Annotated in this window: 19 protein-coding genes and 1 tRNA gene; 10 read left to right on the top strand and 10 right to left on the bottom strand. The window is 69.5% G+C overall.

Annotation, left to right across the window (positions count from 1 at the left end; translation table 11 throughout):
* Positions 1 to 12: 12 nt before the first annotated feature.
* Genes sufC through MUN33_RS13355 form a run of 4 tightly spaced genes read left to right on the top strand, consistent with a single transcriptional unit; the run spans position 13 to position 2,961 of the window.
* On the top strand, positions 13 to 777 hold the full coding sequence (gene sufC, locus MUN33_RS13340) for a Fe-S cluster assembly ATPase SufC (protein WP_244805391.1): 765 nt from the start codon (positions 13 to 15) through the stop codon (positions 775 to 777).
* Positions 778 to 783: 6 nt separating this feature from the next.
* Positions 784 to 2,061, top strand: coding sequence for a cysteine desulfurase (locus tag MUN33_RS13345; protein WP_244805392.1), 1,278 nt, complete (start codon positions 784 to 786; stop codon positions 2,059 to 2,061).
* Positions 2,058 to 2,504, top strand: coding sequence for a Fe-S cluster assembly sulfur transfer protein SufU (sufU, locus tag MUN33_RS13350; protein WP_244805393.1), 447 nt, complete (start codon positions 2,058 to 2,060; stop codon positions 2,502 to 2,504). The genes MUN33_RS13345 and sufU overlap by 4 nt, the downstream gene beginning before the upstream one ends.
* A gap of 10 nt (positions 2,505 to 2,514) precedes the next feature.
* Positions 2,515 to 2,961, top strand: a complete 447-nt coding sequence (locus tag MUN33_RS13355; RefSeq protein WP_244805394.1) for a metal-sulfur cluster assembly factor — start codon at positions 2,515 to 2,517, stop codon at positions 2,959 to 2,961.
* Between the two features lie 51 nt (positions 2,962 to 3,012).
* Here the strand turns inward: MUN33_RS13355 and MUN33_RS13360 are convergent, their stop codons facing one another.
* Entirely contained in the window at positions 3,013 to 4,218 is a 1,206-nt protein-coding gene (locus MUN33_RS13360) for a lycopene cyclase family protein (RefSeq protein WP_244805395.1), read from the bottom strand.
* Between the two features lie 461 nt (positions 4,219 to 4,679).
* On the opposite strand from MUN33_RS13360, the gene MUN33_RS13365 reads away from it, so the two are divergent.
* Both MUN33_RS13365 and MUN33_RS13370 read left to right on the top strand, forming a co-directional pair.
* Positions 4,680 to 6,308, top strand: a complete 1,629-nt coding sequence (locus MUN33_RS13365; protein ID WP_244805396.1) for an ABC-F family ATP-binding cassette domain-containing protein — start codon at positions 4,680 to 4,682, stop codon at positions 6,306 to 6,308.
* 481 nt (positions 6,309 to 6,789) lie between these two features.
* Complete coding sequence (locus MUN33_RS13370) at positions 6,790 to 8,178, top strand: alpha-hydroxy-acid oxidizing protein (RefSeq protein WP_244805397.1); 1,389 nt, start codon at positions 6,790 to 6,792, stop codon at positions 8,176 to 8,178.
* Here the strand turns inward: MUN33_RS13370 and MUN33_RS13375 are convergent.
* The 5 genes from MUN33_RS13375 to acnA all read right to left on the bottom strand — a co-directional run bounded on the left by MUN33_RS13375 (position 8,156) and on the right by acnA (position 14,162).
* On the bottom strand, positions 8,156 to 8,932 hold the full coding sequence (locus MUN33_RS13375) for a hypothetical protein (protein ID WP_244805398.1): 777 nt from the start codon (positions 8,930 to 8,932) through the stop codon (positions 8,156 to 8,158). The genes MUN33_RS13370 and MUN33_RS13375 overlap by 23 nt on opposite strands.
* Positions 8,933 to 8,949: 17 nt before the next feature.
* A complete protein-coding gene (locus MUN33_RS13380) occupies positions 8,950 to 10,320 on the bottom strand; it encodes a PFL family protein (protein WP_244805399.1) in 1,371 nt (456 codons plus the stop codon).
* Between the two features lie 12 nt (positions 10,321 to 10,332).
* The gene (locus MUN33_RS13385; RefSeq protein WP_244805400.1) at positions 10,333 to 10,599 is read right to left on the bottom strand and encodes an ACT domain-containing protein; all 267 of its coding nucleotides are present in this window, start codon (positions 10,597 to 10,599) and stop codon (positions 10,333 to 10,335) included.
* Between the two features lie 110 nt (positions 10,600 to 10,709).
* Entirely contained in the window at positions 10,710 to 11,285 is a 576-nt protein-coding gene (locus tag MUN33_RS13390; protein WP_244805401.1) for a TetR/AcrR family transcriptional regulator, read from the bottom strand.
* A 75-nt stretch (positions 11,286 to 11,360) separates the two neighbouring features.
* Positions 11,361 to 14,162, bottom strand: coding sequence for an aconitate hydratase AcnA (gene acnA / locus MUN33_RS13395; protein ID WP_244805402.1), 2,802 nt, complete (start codon positions 14,160 to 14,162; stop codon positions 11,361 to 11,363).
* 336 nt (positions 14,163 to 14,498) lie between these two features.
* On the opposite strand from acnA, the gene MUN33_RS13400 reads away from it, so the two are divergent.
* Together MUN33_RS13400 and MUN33_RS14180 are read left to right on the top strand one after the other, a co-directional pair.
* Positions 14,499 to 14,981, top strand: a complete 483-nt coding sequence (locus MUN33_RS13400; protein WP_244805403.1) for an Rv1476 family membrane protein — start codon at positions 14,499 to 14,501, stop codon at positions 14,979 to 14,981.
* 537 nt (positions 14,982 to 15,518) lie between these two features.
* Entirely contained in the window at positions 15,519 to 17,357 is a 1,839-nt protein-coding gene (locus MUN33_RS14180; protein WP_369414970.1) for a DIP1281 family NlpC/P60 protein, read from the top strand.
* Between the two features lie 21 nt (positions 17,358 to 17,378).
* Here MUN33_RS14180 and MUN33_RS13410 read toward each other — a convergent pair whose 3' ends face one another.
* Complete coding sequence (locus MUN33_RS13410; protein WP_244805404.1) at positions 17,379 to 18,239, bottom strand: Rv1486c family protein; 861 nt, start codon at positions 18,237 to 18,239, stop codon at positions 17,379 to 17,381.
* Positions 18,240 to 18,264: 25 nt separating this feature from the next.
* Between MUN33_RS13410 and MUN33_RS13415 the strand changes: the two genes are divergently transcribed.
* Positions 18,265 to 19,143 carry a DUF3097 domain-containing protein gene (locus MUN33_RS13415; RefSeq protein WP_244805405.1) on the top strand — a complete coding sequence of 293 codons (879 nt, stop codon included), beginning with the start codon at positions 18,265 to 18,267 and terminating at the stop codon, positions 19,141 to 19,143.
* Here the strand turns inward: MUN33_RS13415 and MUN33_RS13420 are convergent.
* The 3 genes from MUN33_RS13420 to MUN33_RS13430 all read right to left on the bottom strand — a co-directional run bounded on the left by MUN33_RS13420 (position 19,132) and on the right by MUN33_RS13430 (position 20,641).
* On the bottom strand, positions 19,132 to 19,764 hold the full coding sequence (locus MUN33_RS13420) for a DNA-binding protein (RefSeq protein ID WP_244805406.1): 633 nt from the start codon (positions 19,762 to 19,764) through the stop codon (positions 19,132 to 19,134). The genes MUN33_RS13415 and MUN33_RS13420 overlap by 12 nt on opposite strands.
* Positions 19,765 to 19,787: 23 nt before the next feature.
* A complete protein-coding gene (locus MUN33_RS13425) occupies positions 19,788 to 20,465 on the bottom strand; it encodes a TVP38/TMEM64 family protein (RefSeq protein WP_244805407.1) in 678 nt (225 codons plus the stop codon).
* A gap of 87 nt (positions 20,466 to 20,552) precedes the next feature.
* Positions 20,553 to 20,641: transfer RNA gene (locus tag MUN33_RS13430), tRNA-Leu, on the bottom strand.
* Positions 20,642 to 20,897: 256 nt separating this feature from the next.
* On the opposite strand from MUN33_RS13430, the gene MUN33_RS13435 reads away from it, so the two are divergent.
* Positions 20,898 to 21,455, top strand: a complete 558-nt coding sequence (locus MUN33_RS13435) for a YbhB/YbcL family Raf kinase inhibitor-like protein (protein ID WP_244805408.1) — start codon at positions 20,898 to 20,900, stop codon at positions 21,453 to 21,455.
* Positions 21,456 to 21,460: the final 5 nt, after the last annotated feature.

Here is a 21,460-nt window from a genome sequence, read left to right on the forward strand (position 1 = left end):
AACACAGAAATCATGAGCACTCTCGAGATCAAGAACCTCCACGCACAGGTGGTCCCGCAGGACGAGAACGAGGATCCCAAGCCGATCCTCCACGGTGTCAACCTCACCGTGAAGTCCGGCGAGACCCACGCCATCATGGGCCCGAACGGCTCCGGCAAGTCCACCCTGTCGTACGCCATCGCCGGCCACCCCCGGTACGAGATCACCGAGGGCGAGGTCCTCCTCGACGGCGAGAACCTGCTGGACATGGATGTCTCCGAGCGCGCCCGCGCCGGCCTCTTCCTGGCCATGCAGTACCCGGTCGAGGTCCCCGGCGTCTCCATGGCGAACTTCCTGCGCTCCGCCGCCACCGCCGTGCGCGGCGAGGCCCCGAAGCTGCGTCAGTGGGTGAAGGAGGCCCGCACCGCCATGGACGAGCTGGAGATCGACCCGGCGTTCTCCGAGCGCTCCGTCAACGAGGGCTTCTCCGGTGGCGAGAAGAAGCGCCACGAGATCCTGCAGCTCTCGCTGCTGAAGCCGAAGTTCGCCGTCCTCGACGAGACCGACTCCGGTCTCGACGTCGACGCCCTGCGTACCGTCTCCGAGGGCATCAACCGCTACAAGGAGCGTGAGAACGGTGGCCTGATCATGATCACCCACTACCAGCGCATCCTGAACTACGTCACCCCCGACTTCGTCCACGTCTTCGCCAAGGGACGTGTCGTCGAGTCCGGCGGCCCCGAGCTGGCCAAGGACCTCGAGGAGCACGGCTACGAGCGATTCACCGCAAAGGTCTGATACCGAATGACCCCACTGGACACCGCCGCCATCAGGGCGGACTTCCCGATCCTGTCGCGCACGGTACGGGACGGTCGTCCACTCGTGTACCTGGATTCCGGTGCGACCGCGCAACGGCCGCTCCAGGTCCTCGACGCCGAGCGGACCTTCCTCACGGAGCACAACGCCCCGGTCCACCGTGGTGCCTACGAGATCGCCGAGGAGGCGACCGACTCGTACGAGTCCGCACGCGACGCCATCGCGCGGTTCGTCGGTGCCGCCGACGAGGAGATCGCCTTCACCAAGAACGCGACCGAGGCGCTGAACGAGGTCGCCTACGTGCTGGGCGACCCCCGCGCCGGTGACCTCGCGGTCGGCCCCGGCGACGAGATCGTCGTCTCCGAGATCGAACACCACGCCAACCTCGTGCCGTGGCAGGAGCTCGCGCAGCGTACCGGTGCCACACTGCGCTGGTACTCGGCCACCCCGGACGGACGGATCGACCTCGACAGTCTCGGGCTGTCGGAGCGGACCAGGGTCGTGGCGCTGACACACCAGTCCAACGTGACCGGTGCGCAGCTCGACGTCGCCGAGGCCGTCCGGCGTGCCCGCGCCGTGGGTGCACTGTTCGTCCTGGACGCCTGCCAGTCCGTGCCGCACATGTCGGTGGACTTCCATGCCCTGGACGTCGACTTCGCCGCGTTCTCCGGGCACAAGATGCTCGGGCCGAACGGCGTCGGGGTGCTCTACGGGAAGTCCTCGCTGATGCGGGAGCTACCGCCGTTCCTGACCGGCGGGTCGATGATCGAGATTGTCACGATGGAGAAGACCACCTACGCCGCCCCGCCGCAGCGGTTCGAGGCCGGTACCCAGATGACGTCCCAGGTCGTCGGCCTCGGTGCCGCGGTGGAGTACCTGCAGGCGCTCGGCATGGACGCCGTCGCCGCCCACGAGCACGAGCTCACCGGCTACGCCCTGGAGCGGCTGTCCACGGTCGAGGGGCTCCGCATCGTCGGTCCGGCCGAGAACGTGGACCGCGGCTCGGCGGTCAGCTTCGTCGTCGACGGCATCCACCCGCACGACCTCGGCCAGGTCCTCGACGACCACGGCGTGTGCATCCGGGTCGGCCACCACTGCGCATGGCCGGCGCACCGTGCCCTCGGTGTCCAGGCGACGGCCCGCGCCAGTTTCTACCTGTACAACACCGCGGAGGAGGTCGACGCCCTCGTCGACGCCATCCGCGCCGCCCAGCAGTTCTTCGGCACCGCCGTCGAGGAGGACCAGAACGTGAGGCAGCCCCAGTGAAGCTCGAGCAGATGTACCAGGAAGTGATCCTGGACCACTACAAGCACCCGCAGCACGCCGGCCTGCGGACGCCGTTCAACGCGGAGGTGCACCACGTCAACACCTCCTGCGGCGACGAGGTCACGCTGCGGGTGACCCTCTCGGAGGACCTGGGCACCGTCGCCGACATCTCGTACGACGCCACGGGGTGCTCGATCAGCCAGGCCGCGACGTCGGTGATGGCCGAGGAGCTCACGGGGTTGAGCGTGCCCGAGGCCATGGCGAAGCTGGCGGAGTTCGAGAAGATGGTCACCTCCCGGGGCACCGTCGAGGGCGACGAGGACGTCATCGGCGACGGCGTGGCGTTCGCGGGCGTGTCCCGGTACCCCGCCCGGGTGAAGTGCGCCCTGCTGGGGTGGAAAGCCTTCGAGGCCGCCACCAGCGAGTCAACCAACAAGAAGTGAGGACCAAACCATGAGTGACGACACCACCGGCGCGGCGCCCGACCGGGCCGCCGAGCCGACGGCCCCGCAGATGGACCCGAACCCGCTGGACGCGGTGCCGGAACCACCGGCGGACATCCCGCCGGAGGACGTGATGCTCTCCGACCAGATCGAGGAGGCGATGCTCGACGTCATCGACCCCGAGCTGGGGATCAACGTCGTGGACCTCGGGCTGGTCTACCAGATCTGGGTGGAGCACACCGACAACGGCACCGAGGCGGTCATCAACATGACGCTGACGTCCCCGGCCTGCCCGTTGACCGACATCCTGCAGGACCAGGCCACGACCGCGGTGGTGGACGGGATCGAGCAGATCTCCGCCCTGCGGATCAACTGGGTGTGGTCGCCGCCGTGGGGTCCGCACATGATCAACGCCGACGGCCGCGAGCAGCTGCGTTACCTCGGCTTCAGCGTGTGACACCGCACAGCTCGGCCCACCCGGGCACATGACCACCACCCGGGGGTACACCTACGGACCCGTAGGCGTACCCCGGGTGGTGGTTTCTCCGCGTCGGCGGGTCGCACCCCGGGGACGCCGGCCGCCGACGGCCATGGCCCACAGGACACGGGGCAGGGGCCGCAGGAAGGGGAGGACGCGACGCGGGTACCTCGCCAGGGCCAGCATCGTCAGCGCCACACGGCCACCGTGTTGACCGGTGAGGTACGCCGTCTGCCGGTGCGGGGGGAGCGCGAAGAAGGCGTCGAAGAACCGCTGCAGCGTCGGCCCGTCCGCCGCGGTGACGAGTTCGGCGCCGAACAACCGGAGCCGGTAGGCGCAGGCCGCCGACAGGCGTTCACGCCAGGGGAGTGCACCGCGCTCGAGCAGCGTGAGCAGCCGGTCCACCGTGGCCGCCGACTCGGCGACCGAGTATCCCGTCGCCGGATGCGTCAGCCCGCCGGCGGCACCGAAGACGGCGACCCCGTCCCGCACGCCGGTGTACCAGCCCCGCACCCGGCGGTCGACCGGGAAATGGACGGTCTCGGTCGCGGTGCAGCCGGTGAGCCCCGGTAACCGGGCGGCGAGCCGGCGTTCCAGGAGGTCGAGCATCGGCCGGGTCCGCTGCCTCGTCACCAGGATGGTCTCCTCGTACAGCGTTCCGCCGTCGACCTGCTGGACGTAGAGGAAACTGGGCGGGTCCGCGTGCCCCGGGCCCCCCGCGGGGCGCCAGTCCATGAACACCGAGGGGACAGGCGCCTGCGGCGTCTGGTGCGTCTCCGGCATGGACGGCACGACGACTCCGTAGGCGATCTGCCGGATATCCCCGACCCGGTCGACGACGCCACGGCAGTCCACGACGACGTCCACCCCGAGAGCCCCGGGGCTCAGGTCGTCGACCTTCCGGCGGTGCAGGCGCAGGTGCCCACCCACCTCCCGCAGCCGGCGACGGGTGAGGTCGCGGTCGACGACACCGTACGGACGCCGACCCAGCGTCCTGCGGCGGGGTGTGTGGACCTCCAGGTCCCCGGTGACCGACGAGAAGGCGAGCACGTCCCGCGCCCACGCCGGCAGGCTGTCGAGGAAGACACCGTAGGTGCTGGTCCACCGGGGGAGCAGGACCCCGTCGGAGGTTGTCTCGCACCGCGGGTCGTAGGCGTCCACGGTCCATCCGCGGCCCGCCGCGCGGTGGGCGAGCAACGCCCCGGCTGGACCGAGACCGACGACGGCGATGTGCATGGTGGCGGGGCTCCTGGGCTTGATCGGTCAACGACGGGGAGGGGAGTCCGACGGTCGGCGTCGTGGCACCCCCGGCCCGGGGCACTCCTGGCTCGTTCCTTAACTGCCTACGAAAGATACGCTCATAGGCGGCAACAGTCGACGACCGCAGCCGGCCGCCCCACACCCACCCACGGTATTCTACCCCCGACCTTAACGCCGCCGGTAAATATCATTTACAAACCCTGCCCCGAACCGGTGGCGAATGGTTATATTGAGATCTGTCCGACGGGCCCCGGCCGGTGGGACCTGATGTCCGGATGCTCGGGGGGAACCGTTGCACCGGACCACAGCGGAAGTGGCGGGTGGGCTGCCCTCGGACCTCGGCGCGAGGTACGACGCGGCTCTCTCCCTAGGGGGGAGAAGGAGAGCGCGGCGCCCACCCCCACAACTGCTGTGCCCCGGTGATACGATGGACCGTTGTGATTGTTACTCAGGACCTCGAGGTGCGGGTGGGGGCGCGCACCCTCCTCAACGCGCCCGGTCAGCAGCTCCGCGTCCAACCCGGCGACCGCATCGGACTCGTCGGCCGCAACGGCGCCGGCAAGACGACCTCCATGCGCATCCTCGCCGGTGAAGGCGAGCCCTACGGCGGAAGCGTGACCCGCTCCGGCGAGATCGGCTACCTCCCGCAGGACTCCAAGGAGGGCGACATCGAGCAGACCGCCCGCGACCGGGTCCTGTCTGCCCGGGGGCTCGACCAGCTGCGGTCCTCGATGGACCGCCAGCAGGAGCTCATGGAGACCGGCACGGACTCCCAGCGGGATGCCGCCATCATCAAGTACAGCCGCCTGGAGGAGCGCTACGCCTCCCTCGGCGGCTACGAGGCCGACTCCGAGGCCGCCCGGATCTGTGACGGCCTGGGACTGCCGCAGCGGATCCTCGACCAGCAGCTCAAGACACTGTCGGGCGGACAGCGCCGACGTGTCGAGCTCGCCCAGATCCTCTTCGCCGCCACATCGGGCTCCGGCCGGTCGGCGACGACACTGCTCCTCGACGAGCCGACCAACCACCTCGACGCCGACTCGATCACGTGGTTGCGTGACTTCCTGCAGCGTCACGAGGGTGGTCTCGTGATGATCTCGCACGACGTCGAGCTCCTCGAGGCCGTGGTCAACAAGGTCTGGTTCCTCGACGCGGTGCGGGGCGAGGCCGACGTCTACAACATGACGTGGAAGAAGTACCTCGACGCCCGTGCCACCGACGAGGCACGTCGCCGCCGGGAGAAGGCCAACGCCGAGAAGAAGGCGGGTGCACTGCGCCAACAGGCCGCGAAACTCGGTGCCAAGGCCACCAAGGCCGCCGCCGCCAAGCAGATGATCGCCCGTGCCGACCGCATGATCGACGATCTCGACGAGGTCCGCCAGGAGGACAAGTACGCCAACATCTCCTTCCCGGAGCCGGCACCGTGCGGCAAGACCCCGATGAACGCCAAGGGCCTGACGAAGATGTACGGCTCCCTGGAGGTCTTCGCCGGCGTCGACCTCGCCGTGGACCGTGGGTCGCGGGTGGTCGTGCTGGGGTTCAACGGCGCGGGCAAGACCACGCTGCTGAAGCTCCTCGCCGGGGTGGAACGCACCGACGGCGAGGGCGGCATCGTCAGCGGCTACGGTCTGAAGGTCGGGTACTTCGCCCAGGAGCACGACACCATCGACCCCGACGCCAGCGTCTGGGAGAACGCGATCCAGGCCTGCCCCGAAGCCGGCGAGCAGGATCTGCGTGGTCTCCTCGGGGCGTTCATGTTCTCCGGCGAGCAGCTCAACCAGCCCGCCGGTACGTTGTCCGGTGGTGAGAAGACCCGTCTGGCCCTGGCCACGCTGGTCAGCTCCCGGGCGAACGTCCTGCTGCTGGACGAGCCGACGAACAACCTGGACCCGCAGTCGCGTGAACAGGTGCTCAACGCCCTGCGCACCTACACCGGTGCCGTCATCCTGGTCACCCACGACCCGGGCGCCGTCCGGGCGCTAGAACCGGAGCGGGTCATCGTCCTGCCCGACGGCGACGAGGACCTGTGGTCGGACGCTTACATGGAGATCGTGGAGCTGGCCTGACTAAACCCCAGCTAGACCGGGTTTCCCCAGGTCGTCATCATCCCCTGGTCCCGCATCCATCCTGCGGGAGCGAGCAACCCCGGAGGCCGGTGTGGCCAACCTCCGGGGTTGCCCCGTCACCAGGGGAGGCAACGGGCCCTCCGGAGCACGTGACCATAGTTCCCCAGCCAGTGTCCGCCCGGTCGGCGACTGCCGGGCTCCCTCCGTACCGGAGGAGCGAGCAACCCCGGAGGTCGGTGTGACCATCCTCCGGGGTTGCTCCGTCCCCAGCGGAGGCGACGGGCCCTCCCGAACACGCGACCGTAGTGCCCCAGCCCATGTCCGCCCGGTCGACGGCTGCCGAGCTCCCTCCGCACCGGAGGAGCGAGCAACCCCGGAGGCCGGTGTGGCCAACCTCCCGGGTTGCTCCGTCCCCAGCGGAGGCGACGCTGATTTCGCCGAACGCCCCTGGGGTTCCTTTCTCCGGAGATACCATCGCGCCATGGACAGCACGGACAGCACCAGCACCGCCCGCACCAACGCCACCTCACCAGGCCCCGGCCGGGCCCGCCAGGACACCATCTACCGTTCCGGCGTCGCCGGCATCCGGCCGAAGGTCCCCACCGACGCCGCCGGGCTGGAACGCGCCGCACGCCGGGCGATGTCCCGCAAGGCCTGGGCCTACGTCAACGGTGCTGCCGGGGAGGGGCGGACCCGGGACAACAACCGGGAGGCATTCGACAGGTACCGGATCGTCCCGCGAATGGCACACGGAGTCAAGCAAAGGGACTTGTCGACGACCATCCTCGGCCAGGAACTGACGTCCCCGGTCCTGCTTGCGCCGGTCGGCGCGGGGGCGCTGGTCCACCCGGACAGTGACCTGATGATCGCCCGCGCCGCCGCCCGGGCGGATGTCCCGTATGTGGTGAGCAACCAGGGCAGCTCGCCACTGGAGGAGATCGCCAGCACCTACCGGAACGCCCGTCACACCACTGAGTCAAGCCGAAATGCTGGACACTGGTTCCAACTCTACTGGTCGACGGACGAGACCCTCGTGGACAGTCTCATTGCCCGCGCGGAGGACAGCGGGGCGGGGGCGCTCGTCGTCACCCTCGACACCACGGTCCTGGGATGGCGCCCCCAGGACCTGAACCTGGGGTCGCTGCCGTTCTCCCGGGGGCAGGGCATCGCCCAGTACACCTCCGACCACCGGTTCCTCCAGATCGTCCGGCGACGTCTGCGCGACCGGACGTCCGGTGGCACGGCCGGGGTCCGGGTCACCCCCGCGGCGGTGGCGTCGCTGTTCTCCATCGCCCGCCATCACCCGGGTCCCACCCTGCGCAACCTCCTTGCGCCCGAACCACGGGCGTCGGTGGAGACCTTCCTGGACATCTACTCCAATCCCGGTCTCGACTGGGACATGCTGGCCACCCTGCGGCACCGCACCCACCTCCCGGTGGTGGTGAAGGGGGTCCTGCACCCGGACGACGCCGAGCGGGCGTTCGAGGCCGGGGCGGATGCGGTCGTCGTGTCGAACCACGGGGGCCGGCAGGTGGACGGTGCCGTGGCCTCCCTCGACGCACTCGTGGAGATCAGGGAGCGTCTCGGTGACGGCCCCACCGTCCTGCTGGACTCGGGGGTCCGGACCGGGCGGGACGTGGCGGTCGCCGTGGCCCTCGGCGCGGACGCCGTCCTGCTCGGGCGGCCGCACCTGTACGGCTTGGCGGTGGCGGGCGAGCGGGGCGTCCAGGAGGTCGTGGAGAACGTCCTGGCCGAGCTGGACCTGACGATGGCGCTGACCGGCGCGTCGGACATCGCCTCACTGCGCCGGACGGAGCTGCGGCGGGAGTGTCCCTGCGGCACGCCCGTCAGCGTACCCCCGCCGCGGTGAGCGCGGCCGAGATCTGCGCCACCGACAGGTTCGTGGTGACCGTGGCGGACGCGAACCGGGTCTCGTCGTCCCCGGCCAGGTAGCGGGCGACGGTCCACCCGTTGGTGCATTCCGGTTCGAAGGCGTCGACGGGGTTGGGGGCGCTGACGAGGTCGTGCGGGGCGCCCTCGTGGTCGGCCAGTGCCTGGAAGGGGTCGGTGACCACCGTGAACACCGGGGTGCTGTCGGTGGGGTGGACCTCGACGACGGCACGGAACCAGTAGCGGTTGTCCTGGTTGGCGCCCTGGCTGTTCGCCCTGCCGTGGGTCACCTGCCGGTCGACCCACACGGCTCCCACGCGGGCGGGGGCGAAGCGGAGCCAGCCGTTCTGCCACGCCGACGCCAGGGCCAGCAGCCTGCGCCGCCTACCGCGCGCCGAGGTCCAGGTGAACCCCAGTATCCCGGCCCCCAGCAGCAGCAGGACGACGCCCACGCCGGTGCCGGACACCGACCCGGCGCCGAGCAGCAGGGCGCCGACGAGAAGGACACCGCACGCGGCGACGGCGAGGACGAGCTGTGAGGTCGCCAGCCCGAGGAGACGCGCACCGGAGACCGGCATCGTCCCGGATCCGCGCAGGGCCGCGGTGACGCGTTCGTCGTCGGGAGGCAGGGGACACGGGGCCGCGAAGCGTCCCGTCGCGGCGCCGTCCTCGATGAGGCCACCCGGGTCGGCGATGGCGGTGGCGCTACGGGCGTGGGTGAATATCCGGGGCACGCGTCCGACCACCTCCCTCAGTTGCGGAACCCGTGGACGGGCGCGGGGATGTAGCCGCCGCGGGCGATGAACGCCGAGCTGTCGACGGTGCTGACCGGCATCACCGGCGCGTGGCCGAGCAGACCACCGAAGTCGACGTCGTCGCCGGGGACCGATCCCACCGCCGGCACGACCCGCACCGCGGTGGTCTTGTGGTTCATCACGCCGATCGCCGCTTCATCGGCGATCATGCCGGCGATGGCGGACGCCGGGGTGTCGCCGGGGATGGCGACCATGTCGAGGCCGACCGAGCAGATCGCCGTCATGGCCTCGAGCTTCTCGATGGTCAGGTTCCCGGCACGCACCGCGTCGATCATCCCGGCGTCCTCGGAGACGGGGATGAAGGACCCCGAGAGTCCGCCGACCCGCGAGCAGGCCATCATGCCGCCTTTCTTGACGGCGTCGTTGAGCAGTGCGAGGGCCGCGGTCGTGCCGTGGCCGCCGACCTGTCCCAGGCCCATGTGCTCCAGGATATGGGCCACGGAGTCGCCGATGTCGGCGGTGGGGGCCAGGGACAGGTCCACGATCCCGAAAGGCACGCCGAGGCGTTCGGCGGCCATGGTGCCCACGAGCTGGCCGGTGCGGGTCACCTTGAACGCGGCCTTCTTGATCTCCTCGGCGACCTCGTCGAGGGACGCGTCCGGCCCCATCGCCGCCACAGCGCGGTCGACGACCCCGGGGCCGGAGACACCGACGCTGACCACGCAGTCGGGCTCCTCGATCCCGTGGAACGCGCCGGCCATGAACGGGTTGTCGCCGACGGAGTTGGCGAAGACGACCAGCTTGGCGCACGCGATGGAGCTGCGGTCGGCGGTCGCCTCGGCGCAGTCCTTGACGACCTGTCCCATCTCACGCACGGCGTTCATGTTGATGCCGGCGCGCGAGGACGCGATATTCACCGAGGAGCAGACCACGTCGGTCTCGCTGAGCGCCTCCGGGATGGACCGGATCAACCGCTTGTCGCCGGCGGACCCGCCCTTCTCGACGAGGGCGGAGTACCCGCCGATGAAGTTCACGCCGACGGCGACGGCCGCACGGTCGAGGGCCCGGGCGATGTCGACGGGGTCACAGCCGGGGACGGCCGACGACACCAGCGCCACCGGGGTGACGGAGAGTCGCTTGTTCACGATCGGGACGCCGAGCTCCTCCTCGATCCCGGTGCACACCGGGACGAGCTGCTCGGCGCGGGAGGTGACCAGGTCGTAGACGGCCTCGCAGGTGGCCTCCGGGGTGGCGCGCACGGCCGGCAGGAGGTTGATCCCCATGGTGACGGTGCGGATGTCCAACCGGTAGCGCTGGATCATCGCGATCGTCTCGAGGACGGAGGACGACGGGAGGAATGCAGTCATGTCCGGGACGCCTCAGATCTCGTGCATCGCGTCGAAGATGGCCTGGGACTGGACGGTGATGACCAGCTTCTCGGCCTGTTCCACCGTGGACATGCGGGTGTTGACGTCGGTCACGGGGAGTGCGTCGGGGAGTTCCACGTGCAGGATCATCGTGAACCAGTCGTCCATGATGGTCTGGGAGACGTTGCGGATGTTGATCCCCAGGTCGGCGCAGGCGGTCGACACTGCGGCGATGATTCCGGTGTGGTCCCGTCCGGTGACGGTCATGATCGCGATCATGGGTCCCCATGCTACTTGCCGGGCGCACGACGGCACCCACCGGGCCGGACGGGCCGTGGTCGGTGGGTGCCGTGTGCCGAGCGGTGCGTGGGGGACGACGCGGCCCCCGGTCAGTCCCGGTTCTCCGTGGAGCGCAGGGACTGTTCGACGATGTCGAGCGCCTCGGGGAGCAGGCCGCTCTCGCGGTCCGAGACCAGGTGCGCCATGACCCCCTCCAACACCAGCTCCAGGAGCTGGAGCGTGGTGGCGGTGGAGATGTCGGTGCGCAGCCGGCCGGACTGCCGTTGCTCCTCGAGTCGCTCGGTGACCGCCGCACGTAGTGCGTTCTGGTCCTGCTCCCAGACCTCCCGGAGCTGGTCGTCGTGGCGGATGCGGCGGGTGATCTCCACCCGCAGACCCCACCATTCGGCGAGCTCGGGGTCCTCCAGGAGGTGCCGGATCAGCCCGATCATGCCGCGGCTGCCGGCGAGGTCGGTCATCCGGACCATGTCGCGGTGGGCGACCTCCCGGAACAGGGTCTCCTTGTTCCGGAAGTGGTGGAAGATCGCCCCCCGTGACTTGCCCGTCTCCTTCTCCAGCCGGGAGACCGTGGCTCCGTCGTACCCGTGGGTGACGAAGCAGGTCCTGGCTGAGCGCAGGATGTCGGTGCGCCGCTCGGAAAGGTCGGTTTCACTGACCTTAGGCATGGACAGTGCCCCTTTCCGGTACGCGACCGCCCGCCTCACGGCAACCGCGGGGCGGGCGGGGAATGAACACGGTTCTTACTTGTTGCTCATCATGTTGCGCAGGACGTACTGCAGGATGCCGCCGTTGCGGTAGTAGTCGGCCTCACCGGGGGTGTCGATGCGGGTGACCGCGTCGAACTCGACGGTGGTGCCGTCCTCCTTGGTTGCGGTGACGTGGACGGTGTCCGGGGTGGTGCCTTCGTTCAGGGCCTCGATACCGGCCAGGTCGAAGGTCTCGGTGCCGTCCAGGCCCAGGGACTTCCAGGACTCGCCGGCCGGGAACTGCAGCGGGATGACGCCCATGCCGACCAGGTTCGAGCGGTGGATGCGCTCGAAGCTCTCGGCGATGACGGCCTTCACGCCGAGCAGCAGGGTGCCCTTGGCGGCCCAGTCACGGGACGAACCGGTGCCGTACTCCTTGCCACCGAGGACGACCAGGGGAGTGCCCTGCTCACGGTAGTTGACGGACGCGTCGTAGATGAACGACTGCGGGCCGCCCTCCTGGGTGAAGTCGCGGGTGTAGCCACCGGAGACGCCGTCGAGGAGCTGGTTCTGCAGACGGATGTTCGCGAAGGTTCCGCGGACCATGACCTCGTGGTTACCACGGCGGGCGCCCAGGGAGTTGTAGTCCTTGCGCTCGACACCCTTGGAGTCCAGGTACTGCGCGGCGGGGGTGCCGGGCTTGATCGAGGACGCCGGGGAGATGTGGTCGGTGGTGACCGAGTCGCCCAGCAGGGCCAGGACGCGGGCGCCGGCGACGTCGGAGACCGGGGCCGGCTCCGTCGACATGCCGTCGAAGTACGGTGCCTTGCGGATGTAGGAGGAGGCGTCGTCCCAGGCGAAGGTCTTGCCCTCCGGCACGGGCAGCGACTGCCAGCGCTCGTCGCCCTTGAAGACGTCGGCGTAGTCGTCGGAGTAGAGCTCCTTGGTGATCGAGGACTTGATGACCGACTCGATCTCCTCGGTGGAGGGCCAGACGTCGCGCAGGAAGACGTCGTTGCCGTCGTTGTCCTGGCCGAGCGGCTGGGTCTCGAAGTCGAAGTCCATGGTGCCGGCGATGGCGTAGGCGATGACCAGGATCGGGGACGCCAGGTAGTTCATCTTGATGTCGGGGGAGATACGTCCCTCGAAGTTACGGTTACCGGACAGCACGGCGGTGGCCGCCAGGTCGGCCTCGTTGATGCCCTCGGAGATCGGCTCGGGCAGCGGACCGGAGTTACCGATGCAGGTGGTGCAGCCGTAACCCACGAGGTAGAAGCCCATGGCCTCGAGGTCCTTCCACAGGTCGGCCTTCTCGAAGTAGCCGGTGACGACCTGGGAGCCGGGGGCGATGGAGGTCTTGACCCACGGTGCGGACTTCAGACCCTTTTCCGCGGCCTTGCGGGCCAGCAGGCCGGCGCCGACCATGACGGAGGGGTTCGAGGTGTTGGTGCAGGACGTGATGGAGGCGATGCCGACCATGCCGTGGTCGAGGATCATGTCCTGACCGTCGTAGTTGACCTTGATCGGGTTGGACGGACGGCCCTCGTTGCCGGTCGCGGCGGAGGGCACGTTGCCCTTGGCGTCCGCGGCGCTCGCCGGGGTGCCGGTGTGGCCGCCGACGTTGCCGCCCTCGGCGACGAAGTCCTGGGCCTCCTGGTTGCCGGAGTTGCTGTCGGCGTAGTTGTGCAGGTCCTTGCGGAACTGTGCCTTGGAGTCGGAGAGCTCGATGCGGTCCTGGGGACGCTTCGGGCCGGCGATGGACGGCACGACGGTGGACAGGTCCAGCTCGAGGTACTCGGAGTAGACGGCGTCGTTCTCCGGGTCGAGCCACATGCCCTGTTCCTTGGCGTATGCCTCGACGCGGTCCAGGGTCTCCTGGTCGCGGCCAGTCAACGCCAGGTAGTCGATGGTCTCCTTGTCGATGGGGAACATCGCGGCGGTGGAGCCGAACTCCGGGGACATGTTGCCGATGGTGGCACGGTTGGCCAGCGGCAGCTCGGCGACGCCCTTGCCGTAGAACTCGACGAACTTGCCGACGACGCCGTGCTGACGGAGCATGTCGGTGATGGTGAGCACCACGTCGGTGGCGGTGACGCCCACGGGGATCTCACCGGAGAGCTTGAAGCCGACGACGCGGGGGATCAGCATGGAGATCGGCTGGCCGAGCATCGCAGCCTCGGCCTCGATGCCGCCGACGCCCCAGCCCAGGATGCCCAGGCCGTTCTCCATGGTGGTGTGGGAGTCGGTGCCGACGCAGGTGTCGGGGTAGGCCAGGCCGTCCTTGTCGAAGACGGAGCGGGCCAGGTACTCGATGTTGACCTGGTGGACGATACCGGTTCCGGGCGGGACGACGCGGAAGTTGTCGAAGGCGCCGGTGGCCCAGCGCAGGAGCTTGTAGCGCTCCTCGTTGCGCTGGTACTCGATCTCGACGTTGCGCTCGAGGGCGTTCTCGTCACCGAACGCCTCGATGATCACGGAGTGGTCGATGACCATCTCTGCGGGGTTCAGGGGGTTGACCTGGTCGGCGTCGCCACCGAGGGCGACGACGGCGTCACGGATCGTGGCCAGGTCGACGACACAGGCCACACCGGTGAAGTCCTGCATGATCACGCGGGCCGGGGTGAACTGGATCTCGATGCTGGGGTCGGCGGAGGGGTCCCAGTTGGCGATGGCCTCGATGTGCTCACGAGTGACGTTCGCGCCGTCCTCGTTGCGCAGGAGGTTCTCGCCGAGGACCTTCAGCGAGTAAGGCAGCTTCTCCATGCCCGGGACCGCGCTGAGGCGGTACATCGTGTAGGACCGGTCACCGACCTCGAGAGTCCCCTCGGCTCCAAAGGAATTCTTGCTTTCAGTCACGACAGTGCTCCTGAATCTCTTCTCGTTATCGTCGTCGAGTTGTACGACGTTCGTCTGACGTCATCCCGCCGCGCGGACCTGCAGGCCTCGTCTCGGCCTCGTCCCCGGCACCGGGAAGACTGGCGCCGACGCGGACTACCTCCATTGTGTCAGCAGTCATCGCGGATTCCGTCGGAACCAGTGTAACAGTACGAACGTAATGCTTCATAACCGCAGGACGACGTGATTCAGGCCTCCATCCGCCCGCGTGTCGGCACCGCCGCACAGCCCGTGTGGATGCTAGAAATCTATACAGCGAGATAACAACTGTCGGCCCTGCCAGGAAATGAGTCACCCGTGGATTTCGAGAACATCGACCTTCAGGCGATCCTCGACGACATCGCCGAGTCCGGGTTCTCCACCTCTCAGACCGGCGACGACCTCAGCCCGGACGACGTCGCCGGCTACCGGGATCTCGCCGACCAAGGGGTCGACGTCGTGATCCTCGACGGGACCTCCGCGGAAGGCACCGGGCTGCGGAACCTCGCGCAGACAGTGAAGGACTCCACGCGCCCGGACGGCTCCGAGGGGGCGCAGACGGTCATCGTGCGGGCACCGCACAATGCGCAGGTCGTCAGCGACTCGATGTCACGCTTCCAGATCGAGTCGAACCAGGGGATCCTGCAGGGGTCGACCGCACCCCAGGACGTCGTCGACTTCCTGGCCGGGGCCGAGACCGCCGAGCCGGACTTCACCGCGCTCAATGTCGCCGTCCTCGTCGGCGTCCTCGTCACCGTCGCCGTCGCCGCCGCATTCGCGCGGCTCGGCTACCGGCGCTGACCGCTCCAGCCCGTTCCAGCCCAGGGCCTTTACTCTTCCGACACCCTCCCGACCGACACCCGCCGTCGCGGTGGCATGATCCAGCCATACACGGTCAAGGGTGTCGACTTGTCGATGCTCAAGTCAAGGTTCAGAGTTTGAGTACGGCCGAGGTCATCACCGCAATGAGACACGCCGACAGCGCCACCGATGTGACGAAGATCACACTTTGTGAGTCTCCGCCTCCCGGTGCAGGTCAAGGCATTCAGCGTGACACATGTTCTTCGTGATTCTTATGTGAATAGTGGGGTCCGGGTTTCGCATGGGTCGCGAGTGTCTTACGGTTCAGTTGTCGTCATTTGGTAACGATCCGATATCGGAACGAGACCTGTTCGTGACAATTCCGGCGGTGAACAACCGGCCCACCGGAACCTGGCCCTCGGGCCCTGGACCACCACGCGGGGAAGCGCGGTGGACAGGCGGCCGTACCAGGAAGCTGTCAAGGACGACGGCTTGAACTTGATGACCCGGTACGCCATCCCCAAGGAGAGACTCACCGTGGCACTTCGACTGAACGCCCGCGGCACTGTCCGTAGGTCGACCGTCCGGTCCACTCGGGCACTGCTGTCTTTCGCGGTGGCCGCGGGACTCACCGTCCCCGCGGCGACAGCCGTCGCGGCCCCGTCCGACACCTCCTCGAGCGCGTCCGACCAGTCCCCTGAGGCCTACCTCGCCGAACTCGTCGGCGAGGTGTCCAGGACCGAGGGCGAGGTCTCCTCCCTGGAACTCGAACTCGGCGGACTGCGGGAGTCGGTGAACAAGGCCCGCGTCGACGTCGACCGGAGCCAGCGCGCCGCCCAGGAGGCCCAGGACAAGGTCACCGACGCCCGTGGCCGTCTCGACGACTCGGACTCGGATGTCCAGGACGCGCAGTCCACCCTCGACGAGCTCGCGCGGTCGGCGTACAGCCGCGGCGGGGAGTCATCCCCCGTCGTCCTCGCGTCGGGTTCCGACGCCACGGGCGACACCATCGACCGTGCCACCTACATGCGGCTCGCCGCCGAGAAGAAGCAGGCGGACATCGACCGCCTCGATCTCGCCCGGACGCAGGCCGCGAACGAAGAGGCGTCGCTGCGCGACTCGCGCGACCAGGCGGACGGCCTCGTCCAGAAGGCGCTGGACGCGCACCGGACGGCGGAACAGGCCTACACCGACGCCACGTCGTCGATCGCCGCGAAGAGCGCGGAGCTCGACCGGGTCAGGAACACGCTCTCCGACACCAGGGAACGTCTCGCGGTCGCGAAGAAGGCCGTGGACCGGGTGTCGGCGAACGCGGGAGCCAGCTCCTTCGACAAGCGGCGCGCCGCCGAGGCCGCCGCCGAACGCGTCGAAACAACTCCTGCAACCCCGGCAACCCCGGCCCCGGTCGACACGAAGGACCAGGAGGTGGGGCCGCAGAGCCCCGCCGCGGCAGCCGGACAGTCCGGTCCGGGGGAGGACGCCGCAAGCTCCGCCGACACCGCCGAGTCCGGCGCCACCGGGGTGGCACCGGAAGCCACCGGGAGTCTCGAGGAAGGCGTCGAGGGCAGTGCCGGGACCCCTGCCGACGTCCCGGCAACCGACCCCGCCACCGAGGATCCGGCCGGCGCGCAGTCCTCGGTCGACCTGCCCGGGCTCGACGCGGTTCCCGGCAGCTTCGAGGGAAGCACGGCCGGGGACGAACGGCGCCAGGCGGCGATCGACGGCCTGATCAACGCCGCCGGGCAGGCCGCGTTCGCCGGCATCAACTCCCACCTGCAGGGTGACCCGGACGGGGCGTTCGAGGCCGCGGCGAACGCAGGACGCGCCGCTGCCGCGGAGGCCTACGGCAACCTCCCGCAGGGCCAGGACGGGCAGGGCGGCCAGGGCGGCATCCTGCCGGGGGCCCCGGGAGAAGGTCAGCCGCCGGTGGCGCCCGACGCGTCCGGCACCCGTGAGGAGAAGATTGAACGCGTCATCGAGCGCGGGATGACCCAGCTCGGTGTCACCTACGCCTGGGGCGGCGGCAACCAGGACGGCCCCACCCTCGGTGTGCGCGACGGCGGCGTCGCCGACGCCCACGGCGACTACTCCAAGGTCGGCTTCGACTGCTCCGGTCTGATGGTCTACGCGTTCGCGGCCGCCGGGATCCAGCTCGAGAAGTACTCCGGCTACCAGTACACCTCCGGCACGCAGCTCCCCGTCGCCGAGGCGCAGCGTGGCGACATGCTCTTCTGGGGCCCGGGGGGAAGCTCCCACGTGGCGCTCTACCTCGGCGACGGCACGATGCTCGAGGCCCCGCAGTCCGGGGACGTCGTCAAGGTCTCGCCGGTGCGCTGGGACGGCATCGAGCCCATGGCCGTGCGCATGATCGGGTAGGCCGGACGACCGGCCGCAGCGTCACCGCAGGAGTTCACGCATCGCGTGGTCGACTGCGGTGATTCTCGCCGTCCGGACGGCCCCGGCGAGGGGGAGCAGGTGGGGGTCCAGGGCCGCGCCCTGGTCCGTCGAGCGGGTGACCTCGATGACCGAGGCGACGACATCGGCGCGGGCCATGAGTTTCTCGGCCCGCGGGGCCACTCCGGCGGGCAGACCGGGAAGACCGAAGAAGTCCGACAGGGCGCCCACCGCGAGGCGGGGGGAGCGGTGCCTGACCGGCAGGTTCCCGGACTGTTCGACCAGCGACGCCGCCGCCTCGGTCGCCTCCCGCAGTTTCGTGTCGGCCTCGCCCGGACTGTAGAACTCCCCGGCCCGGACCTGTCCGACGCAGCGGTACCAGGTCCACTGCACCAGGGACGTGTCCACGACCCAGGGGACGAGGACGTGGGTCACCGACGGATCCTCGTCGGCGACGGCGATCCCCGCACCTGCCTGCGAGACCGCGGTGGCCCCGCGGGTGCCGGCCGGGAGGGCGGGCGGGTCGCCGGGGCCGGCGAGGACCAGACCGACCAGTGGCCGGGACGAGAGCTCGGACGGGGCACCGCGTGTCACCTCACGCACGGCGTGCAGCAGGTCGACCAGGCCGGTGGGACGGTCGGTGAAACGTCCGTCGAAGGGGTCCTCGCCGCCCGGGTCGACGAGCAGGGTGTGGGCCGGGCCCTGGACGTCCTGGAACGCGTCGATCACGTCATCGGCGGAGACGAGCCCGTGGAGCCACCATCCCAACCATACGGTGGTGTTCTGCACCGGGGACCACAGCTGCTCCCGCAGTGGGGTGGCTTTCATCGTGCCGGTGTCACCGGCGGGGTTTCTGGACGACATTGCTCCTAGCCTAGAGTCGGTGTCCATGAGCTTCAACGACAGGTACGGCCGTGACATCCTCGGAGGGTCCGGATCCCCCCACGCCCCCAGTTCCGCCGGTGGACGCCCCCGTCCCGACCTGCCCGAGGTGCCCGCCGCCCCGGGCACCGTCGTGGAGGTCGCCGACGGCGGCTGGGTCGGTGCGGTGGTGGGCTTCGAGAAGACCTACGACGGGGAGTTCGTGCGGCTGGAGGACCGGCACGGACGCGACCGGCTGTTCAAGATGCGTCCCGGGGGGTTCCTCGTCGACGGCCGTCCGGTCACCCTGACCCGCTACGTCGCCCCGTCGGAGACTCCGCGGCAGCAGCGGTCCAACTCCGGGTCACGACGGGTGCAGGACGTGCGTGCCAAGGTCGCCGCACCGTCGCGCATCTGGGTCGAGGGCCTGCACGACGCCGCCATCGTCGAGCAGGTCTGGGGGCACGACCTGCGTGTCGAGGGTGTGGTCGTGGAGTTCATCGAGGGGCTGGACAACCTCCCGGACATGCTCGCGGAGTTCCGGCCGGGGCCGGGACGCCGGGTCGGGGTGCTCGCCGACCACCTCGTGGAGGGCTCCAAGGAGACCCGTCTCACCCGGGGCCTCGGTCCGGACGTGATGGTCACCGGCCACCCGTACATCGACATCTGGGAGGCCGTGAAGCCCGCCACGGTGGGCATCCGTGCGTGGCCGCAGGTGCCGTACGGCGAGGACTGGAAGACCGGGGTCTGCCGGCGCCTGGGATGGGGGACGCCGACGGACGGGTGGCGGCACGTCTACTCGAAGGTGAAGACCTTCCGTGACCTGGACGCCACGCTGATCGGGGCGGTCGAGCGGCTGGTCGACTTCGTCACGGAGCCGGGCCTGACAGACCCGTCAGTCCGGTAGGAGACCTTCGGTCCTGGCCAGCATGTGGACGGCGAGGAGCCAGCCCGCCTGCTCCGCCTGCCAGCCGGCGGCGGCGAGACGCTGGGACATGGCCTGCTTCGAGATCCCCACCATCTCGGCGGCCTCACTCTGCAGGTAGCCCTGCCGGACCAGGGCCGTCGCCTCGCGCCCTTCGGCGGTGCGGCGGCTCAGCAGGTGCGAGACCAGGGTGAAGGCGGCGGCGATGTCGCCGGCGACGTCGGCGCCGAGTCCGGTGGCCTGGACCCCGCCGGGGCCGGGCAGCTCGACCCGCGCCCGGATCACCCCGGAGCGGCGGACACCCTGGACCGCGCGGCCGGCGGCGGCGATGAGGTGCTCACGCAGGGTGGCGTCCTCGGTCGGCTCGCCGGCGCCGTCGTCGAGGACGGCGCCGATCCCGATGGCGAAGTCGACGGCCTGGATGAGGTTCATCACGACCCCCGCCGTGCTGTCGGCGTCGGCGGCGAGGACCACGAGGTCCTCGGGCCCGTGGACACGGACGTCGACGACGTCGGGGGCGTTGCCGAGCGCCTCGGCGACCTGGCGGACGTAGTCGGCCCGACGGAGTGAGTTTCCCCGGTAGGCTGCGTGGACGGCGTACATACCTGCCATCCTACAGTCCACGTCTACGGTGAGGGCTTGACCGTCCCGGGTTCTACGGCCATCCGGGTCCGGATCCTGCGCCATTCGGTGACGGTCAGCAGGGCACCGGCGGCCGCCAGCGCCACACTGACCCCGAGGAACCACGGTTCCCCGCCGTTGACCACGACGTCCGAGGACGCCACGACGGCCACGGTGAGCGGGGCGGAGCCGGCGACGGTGGCCACGACGCAGGGGAGCAGCGGCACCCGGCTGAGCCCGCAGGCGTAGTTCAGCAGGCTGAAGGGGATGACGGGGATCATCCGGAGCCCGAGGACCGCGACCCAGCCCCGGTCCTCCAGGGCGCCCTGCAGCGCCCGGAACCGCGGTGCCTGTTCGGCCCGTCGGACCGCGGCACCACCGATCCAGCGGACGAGCACGAGTGACAGCGTGACCGACACCGCCATGCCGGCCAGCGCGAGGACGCTGCCGACGACGGGACCGAAGAGGACGCCGGCGGCCACGGTCCAGATCGTGCGGGGCACCGGGAGCTGGGTGGCGCCGACCATGAGGACCAGGAAGGTCGCCCAGGAGAGTGCACCGCTGCCGCGGACGCCGGCGCGGATCGTGTCGAGGTCCGGGGTGGGGAGCAGCACGGCGGCGGCGAGGACCACGACGGCGAGGGCGGCGAGCCCTAGGAGCGACGCCCGGTGGTCTCTGCCCATGTCCTGCTGTCCTGTCTCTGCCGTGGTCACCCGGGGACCGTGCCGCGGGAACGAAAAAAGAGACCCACCGTAGTGGGTCTCTTTCTGTGGTGTCCGGAGGGGGACTTGAACCCCCACGTCCGTTAATAGGACACTAGCACCTCAAGCTAGCGCGTCTGCCATTCCGCCACCCGGACATGGATGCGGACGCCGAACACGGTTCAGGTTTTCAACCCCGTGTCCGTCGCACTCCGGTAACTATAATGATTCACCGCTGCGGTGACAAATCGGACCGCAGCGACCCGGATAACCACAGGTCAACCGCATTTCGCCGCCGGTCGTGCCGCACACGGCCGCACCGCCCGGCAGACGGCCGTCAGGCGACAGGCCACCTGCATATATCAACAGAAATAGTTTCTGCGCTGTACGAAGACGTGCGGCATACTGGGTCCCATGAACGACTCACCCCGACACCACCGGCCCACGTACATCGACGACCGCTTCCCCGCGGCCGACCCCTACGCGCCGCTGACCGACCTCCCGCCCCTCACCGTCACCAGTGCGGACTTCAACGACGGTGACCGTCTCCCCACCGCCCAGCTCGGCGGCAACGACGTCTCCCCGCAGCTGTCCTGGTCCGGGGCACCCGAGGGCACACAGTCCTACGCCGTGTCCTGTTACGACCCGGACGCACCGACCACGTCCGGGTTCTGGCACTGGGCGGTGTTCAACATCCCGGCGTCCGTCACCTCGCTGGACGCGGGCACCGGCGACGCCGAGCTCATCGGGCTGCCCGACAGGGCGGTGGCGCTGCGCGGTGATTCCGGCAGCCACGGTTACTACGGCGCCGAGCCCCCCGCCGGCCACGGCCCCCACCGTTACATCTTCGCCGTCCACGCCCTTCCGACGTTCCTGGAGATCGACGACCGGTCGACACCGACGATCCTCGGGTTCAACCTCAATTTCACCGCCACGGCCCGTGGGCTGCTGTGGGGGTGGGCGGAGAACTGACCGCC

Origin of the sequence: Corynebacterium kalidii, assembly GCF_022869005.1 — a bacterium.
GTDB lineage: Bacteria > Actinomycetota > Actinomycetes > Mycobacteriales > Mycobacteriaceae > Corynebacterium > Corynebacterium kalidii.